The following is an 18,272-nucleotide window of genomic DNA, read 5'->3' as shown; positions in this document are numbered from 1 at the left end:
CACAGGGGAAGGTTACTACACGCGTGTGTAGTGCGGGAGTGGGTATTTCGGCGCGCGGCGACGATTCCTGGGCCCGCGAGCCGTCTACATCGGGGTACGGGAACCCGAGGAGGATCAGTGATCGACCTGAAACCGGCCTGCGGCCGGATGAACGACCTGCTGGCGACCATCGCGGACGACCAGCTCGCCGCCCCCACGCCCTGCGCCGAGTACACCGTCGGCGACCTGATCGACCACGTCGACGAGGCCGCTCACGGCTCCGCCACGCTCGCCGGCAGCGATGTCGGCGAGCGAGCCGCCAACCTCGGCGACGACTGGCGGCACGTGGTCGCCGAGCACGTCCGGGCGCTCGGCGAAGCGTGGGAGGACCCGGCCGCCTGGCGGGGCAGCTCCGGCGGCGCGGGCGTGGAGCTGCCGAACGAGGTGTGGGGCAAGATCGCGCTCACCGAGATGGTCGTGCACGGCTGGGACCTCGCGAAGGCGACCGGTCAGCCCTTCGACCTGCCCGAGGAGACGCTGCGGGCCTGCCTCGACCACGTGGCGGAGTTCGTCCCGAAGGCTCCCATCAAGAGCCTGTGGGGCAGCCCCGTCGAGACCCCGGCCGACGCCCCGCTGCTCGACCGCATCGTCGCCATCACCGGTCGCACCCCGTGAATTCCGGGGCGCGGCACCGGATCACGGCAGCGGCAGGCCCTGCTCCAGGAGGGCGGTGAACCGGTCCTCCTCGATGGGGCGGGCGAACAGGAAGCCCTGGTACACGTCGATCCCGACGCTGGCGAGCAGGTTGAACTGCTCCGCCGTCTCGACGCCCTCGGCCACGGTCTGGCAGTCCAGCGCGCGGGCGAACTCCGCGACCGCGCGGGCGACCGCCAGATCGCGGGAGCCGACGCCGAGGTCGGAGACGAAGCTGCGGTCCGCCTTGATGATCTGCGCCGGCAGGTCCTTGATCCGGGCCAGCGAGGAGTAGCCGGTGCCGAAGTCGTCGACGGCGAACCGGACGCCGCGGTCGACGAGTTCGAGCATCGCGCGGCGCGGCCCGCTCGGCAGGTCGACCAGCACCGTCTCGACCAGTTCGAGGACGACGCGGTCGGGCTCGATGCCGGATTCGGCGATGGCCCCGGTCACCTCGGCGGTGAACTCCGGGTCGTCGGGCAGCAACCCGGCGAGGTTCACCGCGATGCCGACCGGGCGCCCGCGGACGGTCGGCCACCGGGCGGCCCGGTGCAGTGCGGTACGCAGCACCCACCGGTCCAGGTCGCGCAGCAGGTCGCCCTGCTCGGCGACCGGCAGGAAGACGTCCGGGTAGAGCAGGCCGTGCTCGGAGTGCTGCCACCGGACCAGCGCCTCGGCCGAGACAACGTGGCCCGCGGCGTCGACGACGGGCTGGTAGTGGAGCACGAGGTCGTCGTTGTCGATGGCCTCGCGCAGCTCCGCCTCCAGCCGCAGCTGCCGGTTGATGGCCTGGGCCAGCCCCGGGTCGGCCAGCGCCACCCGCCCCGGGCCGCGCCGCTTCGCCCGGTACATGGCGGCGTCGGCGAAGCGGAGCAGGTCGTCGCCGCAGGTCACGGTGCCGTCGGGCATTGCGCAGCCGACCGCCGCCGACACCTGCACCGGCTGGCCCTGCAGCCGCACCACGGTGCGGAGCAGGCCGGACACCGTCTTGCCCAGCGCCTCCAGGCCGCCCACGGCGTCGACGTCGCGGCAGACCACCACGAACTCGTCGCCGGAGAGCCGGGCCGGGACGCATCCCGGCGGCATGCCGCTGCGCAGCCTGCGGGCCAGGTTCGCGACCAGCTCGTCCCCGGCGTCATGGCCCAGGGAGTCGTTTACCCGCTTGAAGTTGTCGATGTCGCAGAACAGCACGCCGACCCGCTCGGCGCCGGGGCCGCGCACCAGTTCGTCGAGGAGTTCCTTGACCGCGCGGCGGTTGAACAGGCCGGTCAGCGAGTCGTGGGTGGCCTGGTAGCGGAGCTCCTCGGCCCGCTGGTGCCGTTCGGTGATGTCCTGGAACGCCACCAGCCAGAACAGCCGCCCGTCGTCCTCCACCGCGGCGGCGCAGCGGAGGTCGCAGTGCACCGGTCGACCGTCGGCCCGCTTGAGTATCCGGTGGGTCGGCGCATCCGAGATCATGACGAGCGGGCCCGACCGGTCCTGGGGATGCCGCAGGTCGTCGGCCCGCGTGCCGTGCAGCTCGGAGATCTCCGAGCCGAGCAGGTCGCACAGCGCGTCGTTGGCCCGGGCCAGCCGGTACGAGTCGTCGAACAGGGCGATGCCCACCGGGGTCAGGCCCATCAGGTTGGTGAATCGCTCGCTGGAGCGCTCCAGTCGCGTGTGGGATTCGGTGTCGTCCCTGGTGACCTTGGCGAAGCCGCGCAGGCTGCCGTCGGAGGACCGCAGTGCGGCGGTGACGACGTGGGCCCAGAACCGGGTGCCGTCCTTGCGGACGAGCCACCCCTCGGCCTGGTGGTAGCCGGTGCGCGCGGCGTGTTCGAGTTCCCGTTCCGGCCGGCGCTCGGCCACGGCCTCGGGCGGGTAGAACACGGAGAAATACCGCCCGACGATCTCGTCGCTGCGGTAGCCCTTCATGTGTTCGGCACCCGGGTTCCAGCTGGTCACGGTCCCGTTCGCGTCGAGCATGTAGATCGCGTACTCGTTGATGGCGGTGGCCAGCAGGTCGAGCCCGACCTCTTGCGCTTGCGGGAACCCGAGGTGTTCCGAATGGGTCAGATCGTTCTTCGTTTGCAGAATTATCGCCCCCGAATGCACCCGGACTTGCACGGTTGCCGCAGTAGAGAGTAGCCATGGCGGGGACCGAACAACAGCTCCCGGTCGGATCGCCCTCGGGAAAACGTGTGCAAGGCCACTGCGCTGGGACTTCGGGCTCGGCGCAACGACCCAGAACGCTGAACTGATTTCGCATCCGTGATCCACTGTGGACCAGTCCAATGGCCGGATTCCCCGTTGCTCGGCACGGGTGAATTCCTGGTGTCCTCTCAGCCAATTCTCAAGGAGTGCCCGGGTTCCGTCGGTAACTTGGAATGCAAGGGCCCGGCCGCAGCGGTGCCGGGCCTGGCGGGTTCCCCCGACGACCTGCACCGGCAGCCGCCGCGTGCGCGACGGCGACTCGAATCCGTCAGGAGGACGTCATGAACCAGAGTCGATGCGGTGCGGCCGCCATGTCCGTCGGAACCTTCGGCGACGAGCCGCCCGCGATCCCGGCGCAGGCCGGGGCCGCCACGCCCGCACCACGCGCCGCAGCCGATCTCGCGGGAGGCGGCGCGGCACTGGTGGTCTGCCGCGGTCCCCACGCAGGCACCGTCATCCCGGTCGCCGACGCGGTGACCGTGGGGCGCGGCCGGGATTGCGACATCACGCTCGACGCGCCCACGGTCTCGCTCCGGCACGCCCTGATCCACCGCGTCGGCGACCGGTACGCGATCACCGATTCGGGTTCGCTGAACGGCACCTACCTCAACCGCAACCCGGTCGACCGGGCGGAGCTGTCCGACGGCGACGAGCTCTGGATCGGCACCTACCGGTTCACCTTCCGCGCGGCCTGAGCATTCCCATCACGGGGCGATCATCCACATCGGATGATCGCCCCGAACCTGGTGAGCGGGCCGCTAGGCAGGGGCTGCGGTGTCGCGGCGGCCGCCGCGGTGGGCGCCGCAGCGCCGAGGTCTTCCGGCGTCGCCTCGCCGGAAGCGGAAGGTGGACGCTCCGGCGCTGAAGTGGTTGAACGACAACCAGATCCGCGGCCTATGCGCTGGGACGCCGTGGAGTGCTCCTCGATGCGCGACCTGACGCCAACGTTGCGGTGTGCCGTGGTTTCCGGCCGCAGGCCTGGTGGATCGGTCGCGTCGGCGGCAGCATGGACCGGAATCCCGAGGGACGGAGGAACATGGCTGCTGTGGCATCGGGCCGGTTGTCGGGCCAGACGGCCATCGTGACCGGCGCGGCATCGGGCATCGGAGCGGCCACCGCGCGCCGGCTCGCGGCCGAGGGCGCCGGTGTGCTGGTGGCCGACGTGGACGCCGAAGGCGGCGGCGCGGTCGCCGCCGACATCAACTCGACCGGCGGGCGGGCGCTGTTCCAGCGTTGCGACGTCGCCGACCAGGCCGACTGGACCGCGGCGGTGAACTCCGCGCGGGAAGCGTTCGGGCCGGTCTCGGCGCTGGTCGGCAACGCCTACGCGGTCCGGGTGGCGCCCGCCGACGAGACCACCCGCGAATCGTGGGACCACCAGCTGGCGGTCAGCCTCACGGGAGCGTTCCTCGGGTTCAAGGCGTGCCTGGAAGACCTGGCCGAGATGGCGGGAGCGGCGGTGCTGACCTCGTCGGTGCACGCCCTGGTCGGCCTGCCGGGCCGCCCCGCCTACGCGGCGGCCAAAGCGGGACTGACGGGCCTGACCCGGCAACTGGCGGTCGAGTACGGCCCGCGCATCAGGGTGAACAGCGTCCTCCCGGGGCCGATCCTGACCAGAGCCTGGGACGAAGTCCCGGAAGAGGACCGCAAGCGAACGGCGGAGCAGACCGCGGCGGGAAGGATCGGAAACCCCGAAGAGATCGCGGCGCCAATAGCCTTCCTCCTCAGCGAAGAAGCGTCCTTCATAACGGGAGCAAGCCTCGTCGTAGACGGAGGCTGGAGCGTCTACAAAACCTCCGCCTGAGCTTCGGCGTCGACGCCTGCCGATTCGCCTGCCGCGCGACGTGGGAAGACGGCGCCCCGGAGCTGTTCGAGGTGCTCGACACCCAGCCGGTGTTCCTGTTCCTGCGGGCCAGGCGCGGGGCCTGAGGTCCCACTCGGTAGCGATGACTCTGCGGCCAAGAGTGTCTACATTGGATGATTGTGGGCGGCCGGACGATCGATTTCGCGCTACTCGATCCGGAGACTCTGGCGGAAGCGGGTGGCGATTGCTGCCGGGTCGTCCAGGAGCCAGGGGGTGTTCGCGGCGTTTCCGCCCGCTATTCGTGCCACCACCGCGTTCGGGCCGTCGGCAGACCGGGCGTTCAGCAGCGCTTCGCGGAGCTCGTCGGGGGCCGTTGCCACTGCGGTCTTCAGCCCCGCCGCGGCCGTGAGATCCGCGAGCCGGACGTGTTCGGCTTGCGTCGGCATCTTGTCGGCCGATGCGTGCTGGTGGTTGTCGAGCACGATCAGCGTGTACGTGGCGGGCGCGTTGGCGCCGAGCGTCGGGAGCGCGTTCAGGCCCATGAGCAGCGATCCGTCGCCTTCGATCGCCCACACCCGGTGATCGCCCGCCAGGGCGATGCCGAGGCCGACCGCCGCGGACAGGCCCATCGAATCGAGCAGGTACAGGTGGCTGTCGCGGCCGTGGTGGTGGGCGAGTTCCCGCGCCGTGGCACCGCAGGTGACGACCAATGGGTCGGTGCCGACGACGTCGTCGACGACCGCGAGGGCGGTGAGCCGGTCCATCATCGGGCGGCCTCCTCGGGGCGCAGTTCGATGGCGGGGTGCAGCAGGTCCAGCAGCGCGACCATGGGGCGGCGGGTCATCGCTGCGGTGCGGCACAGGTCTCGCGTGGTGACCCGCCAAGCTTCCGGCGAGACGTGCGGGCCCAGCGGCGTGTGGTGGATGCCCGCCGCGGTCAGCAGCGCCGGGACTGCGGCGGAGAACTCGTGGATCATCGCGTTGTACTCGCCGAGCCCGCCTCGGGTGTTCGCCAGGACCGGCAGGCCGACGTGGTAGGCCTTGGCGAACGTCGTCAACGCGGTCAGGGCGTTGCCGAAACCGTTGTCCTGCATGACGATGAGCGCTCGCCTGCCCGCCAGCGCTGCGCCGCCGGCGATGCCGACGGCCTCCTCTTCGCGGTTGGCCAGCACCGACGGTGTGCCGGCCTGCTCGAAGGCGCGGATCAGCGGGGCCGCGTGCGAGGACGGGACGTGGACGAGGAGTTCGGGTTCCCAGTCGAGGACGCCGGCGACCGCGGCGTCGGTGTACGCATTGGATCCGGCCATGGATCAGCTCCGTTGGGCGTCAGGCGGTGGATTCGAGGGCGGACAGGGTGCGCGAGACGTCGTCGGCCGTGTTGAAACCGTGCAGGCCGAACCTTAGGGCACCGGCCCGCGCCGTCGCACGCACATCGCGGGCCGCCAGCCGGTGCACCGCGGCGTCGGCATCCGGGACGGCGACGGTGACGACATGGCTTGGCCATTCGGTGGAGGAGCAGCGGAAACCCCGTTCCTGGGCGCCTTCCCTGAGCAGCCCGGCCAGTTCCAGGCAATGCCGTTCGAGCTCGGCGGCATCGAGCGCCAGCAGCAGGTCGAGCGCGGCGGCAGCACCGGCCCAGGAAGGCCAGCACGGCGACATGTCGAGCCTCCGTGCGCCGGGCGCGTAGGAAAGCGGACCGCCGTAGTAATCCTGTGGTTCGGGCGAAGTCTTGACGTTGGGCGCCAGCGGAGTGAGCGCGGCAAGCCGGTCGGGGCGCACGTAGAACCATGCGGCGCCACGCGGGCACAACAACCACTTGTAGCCGTGGATCGCGATGAAGTCGGGATCCACGTCCTCGGGCAGCGACAGCACGCCGGCGCTTTGCGTCGCGTCGACGAACAGCTGCGCACCCACTTCCCGGCACCGCGCCGCGACGGCCGTCAGATCGGTGCGCCAACCGGTTGCGGACTGCACGTCGCTCAGCACCACGAGAGTCGTGTCCTCGGCTATCGCTGCCACCAGCGATTCGCTGCGAAGGCAGCCGCCCGGCATCGGCACCTGCTCCACGTGCACGCCGCGTTGTTCTGCGGTGAGCAGGGGAAAGATGTTGCTGCGGAACTCCTCGGCGCCGACGACGACCCTGCTGCCGGCGGGCAGCGCCGCGGCCACCGTCGCGACCGCCTCCGCCACCGACTGGACGAGCGCGACGTGCTCGGGATCGACGCCGAGCAGTCCGGCGACCTGGCGACGGCTGTGCTGAGCCGCCTGATCGCGCTGCGGCCAGGAGAAGTCGCCGAGATCCCAGTTCGCGAGTTCGGTGTGGAGCGCGCGCAACACCGGCTCGGCGGCGGGCGCGCTGCTCGGGGTGGACAGCCACGCGATGCGGTTCAGGACGGCGAACTGCTCTCGGAACTTCGCCAGATCCACGGTGCCTCCTCAATCAGGGTTGTACCGAGAATCGGGAAGCTGGGAGCATGAGTCAACAAAATGGTTTTCATGCCTTCCATGAAGGCGGTTGATGGTGGAGCTGCAACAGCTGAGATGCCTGGTCGCGGTGCTCGACACCGGTTCGTTCACGAAGGCCGCCGCCACCCTGCACGTCACGCAGGGCGCGGTGAGCCACGCGGTGAACGGGCTGGAGCGCGAGCTCGGCGTGGGGCTCGTGCGCCGCGGACGAGGCGGGGCGAGCGCAACCGACGCGGGAGCGCGGGTCGCGGAGCACGCACGGGCGGTCCTCGCGCGCCTGCGGGCGGCCGAGGACGAAGTCCTCGCGATGCGCGGGCTGCGAGCGGGACGCCTGCGCGTCGGGAGCTTCACCAGCGCGTCGACGCGCCTGCTGCCCGGGCTCCTCGCTGCCTATCGACGGCAGCACCCCGACGTCGAGGTCACGCTGCGGGAAGGCAACGACCTGCAGACCAGGGACCTGCTCGCCGACGGCGAAGTCGACGTCGCGTTCGTCGTGCTGCCTGCGGACGGCCACGACGTCATCGCCCTGGCCGAGGACGAGCTCGTCCTGGTCGTCCCCGAGTCCCACCGCCTCGCGCGGCACCGCGTCGTCCCGCTGGCCGAGCTCGTGCCGGAACCGTTGATCGTGTCGTCCGGGGGCTGCGCGACGCTGGTCCAGAGCACGTTCCGCGAACACGGGCTGGAACCGTGGGAATCCGGTGCCGTGCAGGAAGGTTCCACGGCCCTGGCCATGGTCGATGGCGGGCTCGGCGTGACGCTCATGCCCGAGCTGGCGGTCCCGCCACTGCCCGGAACGCTCGTGACCCGCCCGGTGCGACCGACCGGCCACCGGCGCCTCGGACTCGCGGCGCGGAGCCAGGAAGCGCACAGCCCGGCGCTGCAAGCTTTCCTCGCGCTCGCGAAGCAGCAGGCGCCCGAGCTGGCCCGCCGGACGGCCTGAGAAGGCGTTCCAGAATGGCTCCACCAAGCGCATCCCAAAAGCGCCCGGTGCCTGACACCAGCGGCGATGTCGCGCTCCCACTTACAGGTTTTACACAGACCAGCGCCGGACCACCGGGCAGCCCGTTACCAGCGGCAATACCCCCGACCCGACGCCAGTAGGCCAGGAACCGAAGGTTCCCACCACGCCCGATGATCTGTGTAAGGCCACCGTGCAGGCCAGACCGGTAACGTCGGGTCAGACGTTGCCGATCAGGCCCCTGTAAGTGAGGGAGCTGCAAGTGGCAAGGTTGTTGGGCCGTATCCGGCTGAGCCGGTTTCAGGGGCTGGAAGACGTCACCACATCGCCGGAGCGTCAGAGGCTCGCGATCGAGAAGTGGGCTGACGCGAACGGTCACGAGATCGTTGGTTGGGCTGAGGATCTGGACCTTGGCCGGTCGGTTGACCCGTTGACTGCTCCGGAGCTGTCGAAGTGGTTCACCGAGCCTGAGCGGATCGATGCGTGGGACATCGTGGCCGCGTACCGCCTTGACCGTTTGGCTACGGGTTCGATCTACTTGAGCCGAGTCATGTCCTGGTGTCAGGATCACGGCAAGTCGATCGTCTCGACTTCTGAGACCTTCGATCTCAGTTCGGGTCCTGGGCGGATGGTCGCGTTCATCCTTGCTGAGGTTGCCGCTGGTGAGCTTGAGGCGATCCGGGAACGCAACACCAACACGTTCGATTACAACTACTCTCAGGGCAAGTACAAGGGCCGCATGACGCCGTACGGCTACAAAGCCGAGGGTGACAAGTACGTGGTGGATCACGATGCGAAAGCTGTCATCCTGGAAGCGGCGGAACGGATTATCAAGCTGGAATCGATTCGGTCAGTTCTGATGGATTTGAACAAGCGTGGTGTTCCTTCCCCGCGTGATCAGAACCGGGTCAACAACGGGAAAGAATCCAAGGGCGAACGCTGGTCAAACCAGAGTCTTACGCGGATTCTGTCGTCTGAGACCTTGCTTGGTTACACGCTGCGTCGTGAGGTTATTACGGGTCCTGATGGTAAGCCGATCCGTGACGCAAAGGGTCAGAAGCAGTTCGGCAAGGAATACGTCGTCAGAGATGAAGCAGGCGCACCCGTGGTGCGTGCCGAACCGTTGATGACCCGTACCCGGCTCGAGGAACTACAGGAAGCCCTGAGCAAGAAAACGAAGTCAGCGCCGAAACGCCGGACTACGGAAACCGCGTTGCTGCTGCGGGTGCTGTTTTGCTCGTGTGGTGAGCCGATGTACCGGGTTTTCAACGGGTCCAGGGCTTACTACCGTTGTGCCAGTTCTAACAAGGGCACACCGTGCGGGAACAAGGCGGTTCGCCTGGAATCGACCGATGAGAACTTCCTCGGAATTCTCATGGAGCACTATGGTAGCCACGCTATGCAGAAGCGGGTCTACGTCCCTGCGACCAACAACGCTGATGAACTCGCGTCGATCGAAGCAGAAATCGAGAACATTGCCGAGATGGTGATGTCCCCTGCGTTCCGAGGTAAGACCAAGGACAGGATGAACAGCCGCCTGCAAGCCCTGGACACTCGCAGGACTGAGCTTGAAGGGCAACCTGTCCAACCTGCCGGGTACCGAATGGAACCGACCGGAGAAACGTTCTCCGAGCACTGGAATGGGCTGGATGCTGACCAGCGGAACGCATTCCTCCGCAACGCCAAGGTTCAGACACAGTGGCACGGAGACCACTACCGCCTAGCACTGGGCAAGAACAGCATCCTTCAACTGATCAACCCCGGTGCGTTGCCGATGACACCGATGCAAGCCTGATTACCCTGGACACAAGAAAGCCCCGTAGCGGCCATCTCAGGGCCGTTTACGGGGCTTCTCTGTTGGGGCTCAGGTTCGCTCCGGCCGTTGCGGTAGCTGGTCTGCCTGTCCGAGGTACCAAGCAATGCACTCGCGTAGGACCGTGGAACGGTCGGTTCCCTGAGCTTCTGTGGCTTCACCGAAAAAGTCCCAGTCTTGATCAGAAACACCACGTAGACCCCGGAGCTTGTGAGCGTGCCTGTTCTCCCGGTGGCGTTCTGCGTTCCGCTTGATCTTTGCTTCGTGTTCTTGCTGGTCGTTCGGCATACGCGACAGGCTACCACGTGGTTAACCACCGCCCGATTTGACCGGTGGTTAACCACCGTGCTACCTTGATCCCGGTGGTTAACCACCTGGAGGTGCCCGGCAGGAATCACCAAGGTCAGAGACCGGACACGCGCAACTACGGCGGAAGTGCAACGGAATCGACCAACCGGATACCAATCCGACTTGCAATCGCCGTTAACAGCGGGAGCCGCGTAAGTCGGTGAGGTTACCAGGTCTAGCGGGAGCCATGACGACCGAATCCGGGTTAGTCAACCAATCAGCAAAGGAGAGACATGGAAGAGATTGTGAAGTTCGAAACCCTGATCATCCGACCCCACTACGTTCAGGCATGGGTGGAGAACGACAGACTGATAGTCGAATCGTCACCGTTAGTGCCGGACAATGATCCGGTCTACCGACCGGTTACTGAGTTTCTGGCAACCCAGCAAACCGAGGTTGTCAGCAGCGAAGTAATCGAAGACGACACCGAACAATGGATGTTCGGGGAGTATCGCCGGACCGTGTATCGGTTGGTGATTAGGTGACTTGGGAATCGGGAGATCCGAAGAAATCAGGTCGAAGGTTTCTACCGAAGAATTGGCCGTCATTGCGTCGGCAAGTCCTGAAACGTGACCCAACCTGCAAGCTAGCGACTCCTGGTATCTGCACAGGAACCAGCGAGGAAGTAGACCATATTGGCTCACGAGACAACCACGAACTAACCAACCTGCAAGGCGTCTGCCGACGCTGCCACGGGAGGAAAACCAGCCAACAAGGCAATGACGCTCAGGCGGCGAGGAAAGCCGCTAGGCGTAACCCGCGTTTGGGTGGCCATCCCGGTAGGCGGAAGTGAAATCGAGGAAGGCGGTTAAGAAATGGCCTGTCTAAACGGCCACTCAGAGACGTACACAGAGACACGGCCCAACGGTGCCCGTGTCTGTAGGAAGTGCACCAACTTGTATCGAACTGAACAAGCCGTCTACGGACGCAACCGAAAGGGTAAGAAGAATGTCCGCACCAACAGCTAACCGTCCGAGTAAGGAAGCTGACTTCCGTATTACCGTGTTCCACGATGCCAGATTGAAGCCGACTACCCGATTGCTGGGTGTGGCTATCGCCTATCGGTGTTGGCGAACATGGACTCTGTATGCGAGCTTGAACAAGCTCGCTGAGTGGGCAGGCATCGGGCGTAGCAGCGTCCAGCGCGGGTTACAGGAACTTGAATCTCTGGGCTACCTGGTAGCCAACGGCCAGAAAGTAGCGGCCAACGGGAACGCGACGAACGTCTATCTGATCAGGGTTCCACAGGATGCCCCAGAAGCACCGGAGAATCATGCGCTGAGCCCGGAGGAAGAAGCAGAGCTGATCAAGCAGACCAGCGAGCCACCGGCATACACACGGCCCAGCTTCGATGACGAACCGCCGTTCTAGGTGTCCCAAAATGAACATGGGGGTGTCCCAAACTGGGACAGTGTGTGTTCAAAATGGGACAACCTGTGTTCAAAATGAACACCAATGTAAAGGACTAACTAAAAAGAGCAAGTAGAAACTAATGAAGTAAAAGGACCAAGGTCAGCCGGAAGGCTGATCGAAGGTTGGTTGAGTTGAGGCCACCCGTAGGGGTGGCACAACCAAGGTTGTACAAGCCGCCGAGAAATCGGCGGCTGTTGGTGGGGTTATCTCCCATCCAAATGAAGCACACGGAGTGTGCGTAAGAAGAGTGTTGGTGTCCCAATTTGGGACACCCCTACCGCAAGGATTAGAACCGTGATTGAGGTTAAGGAGTGGACCACCGACAACGGTGGTCACGTCATCCAGTGGAAGTACAGGGCCGGTTATCCAACCGGCCATGACGTACCCGACCTGTGGGTAACCGGTGGGTGGTCCCACCGGTTGTACGTCAACTCCTGTGGAGATCCGGACTGTATGAACCTGGTAACCGCTGAGAGACGATTTCCGCAAGGTAAGAATCACCAGGTAGGCAGATGGCCCACCTACTGCGATTCGTGCCGCAGCGAGCGTTCTAGGGCCGATTCCGGGGCAGCAGCAGAACGGATGCGCAAGCACCGTGTCAAGCAGAACGCCAGACGAGACGAGAACTACCGCAAGCTAGGCAGACCAGTACCGGAACCGGGCAAGCGAGGCAGGCCCAAGGGAAGCAGGAACTTTCGCTGAGATCAGCCGCCCTACGGGGCGGCTTTTTTCATGCCCGTATACGGAGAGAACAAGTGTGGCGTTCGCCACATGCAGTCCACAGAATACGGCAACAAACTGTTCGTAACACCTAGATATTATTGAGAGGTGTTTTTGAGAGAGACACCTTTGTTAAGGCAGGGAAGGTAAGAGAGTGAGCGCCGCCGGTCGGAAATCGGCGGCCAGACGGTCTAGCCCCACTCTCGTCTTCCCCCCTTTTAGACTTCCCGTGGTCTGTAGCCATTCCACGGGAGACTCCGAATCAGGTCCTACTCCCTGATTCGGGTCGGCTAATAGAGAACCCCGGTTACCCTTGATGGGGCCGGGGTTTTTTCGTGTTCGGATACAGGAGATCCAAACCATGAATGAAGAAACCCCGTTTGCAGACCTTCCGTTGTATTGGCAAGGAGAGATCCGCAAGCTACGCGCGGAGTGCGCCAAGCTCCGGAACGAACGCAAGGTGATCCGGGCGGCTGTTGAGATGCTGACCAACGTCACCACGGGTGGTGATTCCAAGTGACCACCCCAGAGATGCCCGTAAACGGCCCTGAGATGGCCACTGGCGGACTTTCACCCATGATGGGCACGGAGTCCAGCCCTGAAACTGAGAACGATGCTCAGGCCGATTCAGACGTTAAGAACAAGTCCGCGCAGGAAGCCAAGCGTTACCGCTTGCAGCTCCGAGAGGCTGAGAGCCGTCTAGAGGCTCTGAGCACGCAGCTTGAGGGTTTCCAACGTGAGGCGATTTACCAGGCCGCTAGCGGAACGCTCAGCGTGCCGTCCGACTTGTTCGCTCTTACGGAGACCAACGTGGCTGACTACCTGAACACCGACGGAACCGTGAACCTTGACGCGGTTCGGGAAGCATCCGAACAGCTGATCAGTGACCGTCCCGGCCTGCGGAAAAACCCGACTCGATTCACCGATCGTTCACTGAACAAGGGCACCGAAGAACCAAGTAACGGTCCGTCCTGGTCTGGTCTTTTCGAGCGTTGATTACTGTGGACTGATCATAGTCCTCTGACCAGCGGAAACGTCGCCGCCGGCCTGGATCGTGAAGATCATAACCCCAGGTCAGAGGATTACAACAAACTTCCCTCTCGGAGTACTGCCCGTGGCGGTTCCTTGAGTGGGCTTTCTAGGCCCCGTGGGCCATTCCCCAAGCAACCCGTGGTTGCTCGGTTCACCCATTAATCTTTTTCTCCCAAAGGATGTAATTCATCATGGCTGTTGCCACTAGCACCACTGCGTTTTTCCCTGAGCAGTACGGACCGTTGCTTGACAACGTGGTTGAAGCCAAGTCGATTGCGGCTCAGGTTTCCTCGCGTCTCGGTATCGCGGGTACCACCGTTGCTTTCCCGCTGTTGACTGCCGACCCTGACACTGCGTGGACTGCGGAAGGTGCGCAGATCACTGCGGATGACCCTGGTCTGTCCGAGCTTGTTGTGACTCCCCGCAAGGTCGCTGGCCTGACTCAGCTTTCGAATGAGGCTGTGAACGACTCGAACCCGGATGTTGCCAACCTGGTTGGTAACTCGCTGGGCCGGTCGATTGCCAAGAAGGTGGACGCGGCTTTCTTCAGCTTGACTGCCGTCACCAACGGCCCGACGCCGATTGGTACTCAGGCGTACAGCACCGTTGACACCGGGGCGTCTCTGACTAACCTTGACACATTCGTGGATGCCGTGTTCGTTGGTCTTGAGAACGGCTCGGAGATCAGCCACTTTGTGGTTAGCCCCGATACCGCTCAGGCCGTGAGCAAGCTCAAGGAGCAGACCGGTTCTAACCGCAACCTGGTTGAAATCGTGGAAGGCGGAATGCGTATCTACGGCCGTCCGGTGCTGGTCTCTGCCGACGTGGATGCGGCTACCGTTGCGTGGGCTCTTGACCGCACTCAGATTCACTACGTGGTCCGCCAGGGTACGAGCGTGGTTGTCTCGGATCACGCCGTGTTCGATTACGACTCGGTTCAGGTGCGCGGCACCATGCGCGTTGGTTTCGGTTTCCAGCTGCCTGCCGGAATCGTGCGGCTGTACGACGCTGCGTAAGAACTGATTGAGACTCCCCGGATGCCCGTTCCCCAACGCGCGGATATCCGGGGTTTTTCTTTGTGCTTTCCCAACACACAAGGAGTGAAAATCACGCAATGTGGAATTCGTTTGGTCCGGGTGATCCGGACACCATCGCAGCTTTGCTGCGTAACTACCTCACAGACAACAACCTGACTCGCTCAGGATTCGCTGAGCATATGGGCTGGTCGAATTCGTCAGTGAACTACTACGCCAAAGGTGAACGAACACCAAGCCCCAGACGGCTTATCAAGCTCGCCCGTGTGCTTGGCGTGGAAGTCCGGGAACTAATCAGAGAGGAATTCCGCTAATGCCACGTAAGAATCGGAACGCAGGTTCAGAGCGACCCCGCAGGGTCGTATTGATTGCCAACAAAGACAAGGGGCGGAAATAATGAGTATCGCAACCTACGAAGATGTCCAGGTCCGTCTAGGACGTGAGCTTGACGAAACAGAGCAGGCAACGGTGACCACGCGTCTAGGCGACGCTGAGTTGCTGCTGAGCCAGCGTGTGAAAATCGAAGAAGCTGACCAAGACGCGTTGCGTCTGGTCGAATCGGAGATGGTTCTACGGCTTATCAAGAACCCTGAGGGCATCCGGCAAGAGACCGATGGAACGTATGGCTACTCGCTGAGCAATGAAGTTGCCTCCGGCAAGCTCGAAGTTCTTCCGCGTGAGTGGAACTTGCTGGGTTTCAGGGGCAGCATTTATTCGATCGCTCCGTACATCAACACATCGCATTTGACCACCCGTCTCCCGTTCTCTCACGGAGGTTAAGACATGAGTCTGCTCGATAAGTACAACGCCGTAGTGACCGTTCATCCCGAGGAAACTTGGGAAGACGAGGACGGGAACATCATGACCCGTCCGAGCCCTGTCGGTATCGAGACCCCGGCAATGGTCCAGCTGGCCGCTCAAAGCGGCACCAGCAGCCGTAACGCTGAGAATTTCGACATGGGTTACAACACCGAGGAAATCTATCGGCTCAGGCTTCCCAAAGACTTCCAGGAACTAGGACCGTCGTCTGTGATCGAGTGGGAAGGCCGTAGGCACAACATCTTCGGGCGTCCCCAACGTTTCCAGGGTTCGAAGCGAACCACCCGTATCGAATACCTAATGCGAAGGAACTAATGACGTGTGTAAATGGCCATGAAACCGAGGTAGAGAACACGGGAGGTTACGGAAATGATCGAGTGTAAGCGTGCGGGTTGCACCCGCGAGGTTTGGAAGAACACCGCGTATTGCTCGCAGGTCTGCTACGACCTGCACCGGCTAACCCGCAGACTAGAGACAATGCGGGACAACGCTACAGGAGACACGGCTAACGCATTACTCGCTGCGTGTGTGGCAGTGCACGAGGCTGCACAGTGGGTTAGCAGGGCTGAGTAATGGCTGTGCTTTCGGTTTGTGTGCTGGTTTGGGCTACCGCGTGGCTAGTGGCTGCTGCTTACTGGGTAGCGCGTGCAGCTTTACTGCACGCTGGGTTGCGGGATTTGCAGCGGCGTATTCGCCGGTTGGATTCTCGCATTCACTGGAGTGCATAACCACCCACGGGGGTATCCCCTCCCGTGGGCTAGCTAGAACGGGTCGTATAGAGCCTCCGCAGAATCATTCGACGCATAAAAGTCTGAGGGGGCTTTTCGACTCCCGAAGACTGCATAACTATCCATCGGAGAGGTATGGTTCAGTGAAAACCTGTCGTAAGTGTGAGCAATTGAAACCCGTTAGCGAGTTTGGCCGGAAGCGAGATAACGCCGATGGCTTGCACTCGTATTGCAAGCCGTGCAACCGTCAAGCTGCGTCTAAATGGGCCGCCGACAATCCGGAACGAAAGCGCGCTTATGACGAACGCAGGTATCCAGTACGCCTGGGGCGCGCACGAAACAAGGCCAAGGCTGAGCGTGTCCAGAAGAAATGCGAAATGCCCTACGTTGACCCTGCTAGCTGGGAAAACTACGTCGAGACAGGCCACAACAAGGGCATCTATCGGAAGGTAGACATTACCTATCAGCAGGCACACGTTCGTGTGCGGGAGCGGTTCGGCAAGGCATTCGAATACCCTTGCGTGTACTGCGGTCAGCAAGCACGGGAGTGGAGCTATTCCGGATGCTGCCCGGATGTAATGTACGGGGATAACGGCCACGGCGTGATGATGTACTACTCCCCCAACCCTGAGATGTACTACCCGCAGTGCCGGAAGTGCCATGCTGCGTACGACCGGAACATGGCGGATACCAGGGCTGCCTACGCTCTTTTGAAGCGGTTTTTAGGCACTGTGAAAGCCGCTTGAACGCATGAGAAGCCCCCTCGAATGGACTCTAACGCCTTCCGAGGGGCTTTCGTGTTTCCCGAGTAGTACTGAGCTCTTGATCACTGCGATAGAGTCAGGACTCCGGACTGGGAGGTGCTGGGGTGGTGCAAGACCTTGGTTTTTGGGAAGCCGTTGGACAGTGGTGGTCGGGGAAGAAGCTTGAGGACTTCACCATGTACGGCTGGCGGATGCTCTACTGGGCACGCTTTGGGAAGTACCTCCAGTTTGTAGGCGGTCTCGTCGTCGTGCTCGACTTAATTGGACCTGAACGAATGAGGAGGATCTCAACGAGAATTAAAATAGGCCCCGACCTTTTCTATACTTGGACTTACAAGGGGGGTGGCCTTAATTTTGTGGCAGCCCTAGCTCTTGACGTGTATCAGTTTAGTTTCGTCTTGTGCACCTTCTTCCTATCGGGCTCGTTAGGGCTGCAAGACGCTATAGCGTCTTCGCTTGCCGGTCTGGAAGTATTGCACTTCAAGATTATCTATGTCCCTGTAATTATAATCATTGCATTCGTGGCGTATGCGGCCCACGTTGCATTGGGGGCGTATGTAGCCCGTGCTGCTCTGAGGTTCGTCTTGTGGTGCGTTGCGAAAATATTCGAAGCAGATCAGCATGTGCACTTGGGGCGGTGGTGTGCATTTTTGCTCGTAGTCATCGGCTTCCACCTGGACCTACTCGGCTCGTGACCGTATCGGGCGACTCTTCTAACAGCGTTTCAGAGCCTAGAGTGCCGCTATGGCAGAAAACGAGATAACCGTGAAACTTCCCGATGAACCGCCACCATTGACGCCCGAAGTAGCCCGGATTCTATGGGAGATCCTGTCGGATTTTCACGAGAAGCAGAAAGCCGGGAAACTTCCACCACCGGGAGAGTCGGACGACTAACGGGGTTCGTGCTCGTTGTCGTCGGCTTCCACTTGGACCTGCTTGGGTCCTAGCTGAACAAGCTCCCTCCGGCCATCGAGAGGGGCTTTTCGTGTGTCAGGCAGCTTTACCGCAGCAAGGGCACGACGCAGTGACCGCGTGCGAGTACCGCACGTGCACCTCCATCGCATCGATAGCCATTTGCCCTGTGTCGGCAAGCGTCCGGCCACACGTCGGCCCGCCGATCGGGCACACGTACCAACGTCGGCCCTCGACTAGCACCACGTCGAACGGGTTGCCCGACTGGGCCAACTGAGACATGTGAGCCATGTTAGCGCGACTGAGCCAGGAACCGAGCCAACGAAGGACAACCGAGACACGATTGGCGTATGCCCAGGCCGAAGCTGCTCACGTCGTCTCAGCTCGCAGATGAGCTAGGACTCTCGCGACGTTCGATCACTCGCTACGTGCAGGCTGGGATCTTGGTCCCTGAGCTGTTCACGCCTGGCGGTCAAGCACGGTTTGACCTAGAGGACTCCAAGCGGCAGCTCCGGGAGCACGCCAAGCGGCAGAGGGAGAGCTGAGGGGGCTAGCTGGTCCACCTGGCGGTGAGTCAGCCCCCACCGGGCTTGCGTG

General features: G+C 63.1%; 21 protein-coding genes. 17 read left to right on the top strand and 4 right to left on the bottom strand.

Annotated elements, in window-relative coordinates:
- Positions 1-117: 117 nt before the first annotated feature.
- A complete protein-coding gene (locus BLW84_RS34670; RefSeq protein ID WP_093274316.1) occupies positions 118-654 on the top strand; it encodes a TIGR03086 family metal-binding protein in 537 nt (178 codons plus the stop codon).
- 21 nt (positions 655-675) lie between these two features.
- On the opposite strand, the gene BLW84_RS34665 is transcribed toward BLW84_RS34670, so the two are convergent.
- Positions 676-2,778 (bottom strand): putative bifunctional diguanylate cyclase/phosphodiesterase, encoded by a 2,103-nt coding sequence (locus BLW84_RS34665; protein ID WP_245761589.1) that lies wholly within the window; start codon positions 2,776-2,778, stop codon positions 676-678.
- Between the two features lie 368 nt (positions 2,779-3,146).
- Between BLW84_RS34665 and BLW84_RS34660 the strand changes: the two genes are divergently transcribed.
- Positions 3,147-3,560, top strand: coding sequence for an FHA domain-containing protein (locus BLW84_RS34660; RefSeq protein ID WP_093274314.1), 414 nt, complete (start codon positions 3,147-3,149; stop codon positions 3,558-3,560).
- 341 nt (positions 3,561-3,901) lie between these two features.
- Positions 3,902-4,669 (top strand): SDR family NAD(P)-dependent oxidoreductase, encoded by a 768-nt coding sequence (locus BLW84_RS34655; RefSeq protein WP_093274311.1) that lies wholly within the window; start codon positions 3,902-3,904, stop codon positions 4,667-4,669.
- 206 nt (positions 4,670-4,875) lie between these two features.
- Here the strand turns inward: BLW84_RS34655 and BLW84_RS34650 are convergent, their stop codons facing one another.
- From BLW84_RS34650 to BLW84_RS34640, 3 genes are read right to left on the bottom strand one after another with little or no spacing between them, the layout of a single operon-like run.
- Positions 4,876-5,436: a thiamine pyrophosphate-dependent enzyme gene (locus tag BLW84_RS34650; protein WP_093274310.1), complete on the bottom strand. Its 561-nt coding sequence runs from the start codon at positions 5,434-5,436 to the stop codon at positions 4,876-4,878.
- Positions 5,433-5,975 (bottom strand): thiamine pyrophosphate-binding protein, encoded by a 543-nt coding sequence (locus BLW84_RS34645; RefSeq protein WP_093274307.1) that lies wholly within the window; start codon positions 5,973-5,975, stop codon positions 5,433-5,435. The genes BLW84_RS34650 and BLW84_RS34645 overlap by 4 nt, the downstream gene beginning before the upstream one ends.
- A 19-nt stretch (positions 5,976-5,994) precedes the next feature.
- Positions 5,995-7,095, bottom strand: coding sequence for an aminotransferase class V-fold PLP-dependent enzyme (locus tag BLW84_RS34640; protein WP_093274305.1), 1,101 nt, complete (start codon positions 7,093-7,095; stop codon positions 5,995-5,997).
- 91 nt (positions 7,096-7,186) lie between these two features.
- On the opposite strand from BLW84_RS34640, the gene BLW84_RS34635 reads away from it, so the two are divergent.
- The 14 genes from BLW84_RS34635 (at position 7,187) to BLW84_RS34585 (ending at position 18,220) form a co-directional block, all read left to right on the top strand.
- Positions 7,187-8,074 (top strand): LysR family transcriptional regulator, encoded by an 888-nt coding sequence (locus tag BLW84_RS34635; RefSeq protein ID WP_093274303.1) that lies wholly within the window; start codon positions 7,187-7,189, stop codon positions 8,072-8,074.
- Between the two features lie 280 nt (positions 8,075-8,354).
- A complete protein-coding gene (locus BLW84_RS34630) occupies positions 8,355-9,887 on the top strand; it encodes a recombinase family protein (RefSeq protein WP_177226850.1) in 1,533 nt (510 codons plus the stop codon).
- Positions 9,888-10,486: 599 nt separating this feature from the next.
- Complete coding sequence (locus BLW84_RS34625) at positions 10,487-10,738, top strand: hypothetical protein (RefSeq protein WP_093274299.1); 252 nt, start codon at positions 10,487-10,489, stop codon at positions 10,736-10,738.
- The gene (locus BLW84_RS34620) at positions 10,735-11,046 is read left to right on the top strand and encodes an HNH endonuclease (RefSeq protein ID WP_093274296.1); all 312 of its coding nucleotides are present in this window, start codon (positions 10,735-10,737) and stop codon (positions 11,044-11,046) included. Before BLW84_RS34625 ends, BLW84_RS34620 begins: the two co-directional genes overlap by 4 nt.
- Before the next feature lie 155 nt (positions 11,047-11,201).
- Positions 11,202-11,624, top strand: a complete 423-nt coding sequence (locus BLW84_RS34615) for a helix-turn-helix domain-containing protein (RefSeq protein WP_093274295.1) — start codon at positions 11,202-11,204, stop codon at positions 11,622-11,624.
- 1,123 nt (positions 11,625-12,747) lie between these two features.
- A complete protein-coding gene (locus BLW84_RS47935; RefSeq protein ID WP_177226847.1) occupies positions 12,748-12,906 on the top strand; it encodes a hypothetical protein in 159 nt (52 codons plus the stop codon).
- Positions 12,903-13,382: a hypothetical protein gene (locus tag BLW84_RS46670; protein WP_143061200.1), complete on the top strand. Its 480-nt coding sequence runs from the start codon at positions 12,903-12,905 to the stop codon at positions 13,380-13,382. The genes BLW84_RS47935 and BLW84_RS46670 overlap by 4 nt, the downstream gene beginning before the upstream one ends.
- A gap of 227 nt (positions 13,383-13,609) precedes the next feature.
- Complete coding sequence (locus tag BLW84_RS34610) at positions 13,610-14,434, top strand: phage major capsid protein (RefSeq protein ID WP_093274291.1); 825 nt, start codon at positions 13,610-13,612, stop codon at positions 14,432-14,434.
- Positions 14,435-14,532: 98 nt separating this feature from the next.
- Positions 14,533-14,766 (top strand): helix-turn-helix domain-containing protein, encoded by a 234-nt coding sequence (locus BLW84_RS50500; RefSeq protein ID WP_093274289.1) that lies wholly within the window; start codon positions 14,533-14,535, stop codon positions 14,764-14,766.
- Between the two features lie 82 nt (positions 14,767-14,848).
- Positions 14,849-15,232 (top strand): Gp19/Gp15/Gp42 family protein, encoded by a 384-nt coding sequence (locus BLW84_RS34600; RefSeq protein WP_093274287.1) that lies wholly within the window; start codon positions 14,849-14,851, stop codon positions 15,230-15,232.
- A 3-nt stretch (positions 15,233-15,235) separates the two neighbouring features.
- Entirely contained in the window at positions 15,236-15,586 is a 351-nt protein-coding gene (locus BLW84_RS34595) for a hypothetical protein (RefSeq protein WP_093274285.1), read from the top strand.
- A 790-nt stretch (positions 15,587-16,376) separates the two neighbouring features.
- Positions 16,377-16,745, top strand: coding sequence for a hypothetical protein (locus BLW84_RS46665; RefSeq protein ID WP_143061199.1), 369 nt, complete (start codon positions 16,377-16,379; stop codon positions 16,743-16,745).
- Between the two features lie 122 nt (positions 16,746-16,867).
- A complete protein-coding gene (locus BLW84_RS34590; protein ID WP_093274283.1) occupies positions 16,868-17,458 on the top strand; it encodes a hypothetical protein in 591 nt (196 codons plus the stop codon).
- Positions 17,459-18,025: 567 nt separating this feature from the next.
- Complete coding sequence (locus BLW84_RS34585; protein ID WP_093274281.1) at positions 18,026-18,220, top strand: helix-turn-helix domain-containing protein; 195 nt, start codon at positions 18,026-18,028, stop codon at positions 18,218-18,220.
- Positions 18,221-18,272: the final 52 nt, after the last annotated feature.

It is taken from the genome of Saccharopolyspora shandongensis, from assembly GCF_900106995.1.
Lineage (GTDB): Bacteria > Actinomycetota > Actinomycetes > Mycobacteriales > Pseudonocardiaceae > Saccharopolyspora > Saccharopolyspora shandongensis.
Note: the sequence above shows the minus strand (reverse complement) of the source record. Positions and strands in the feature narration are given on the sequence as shown.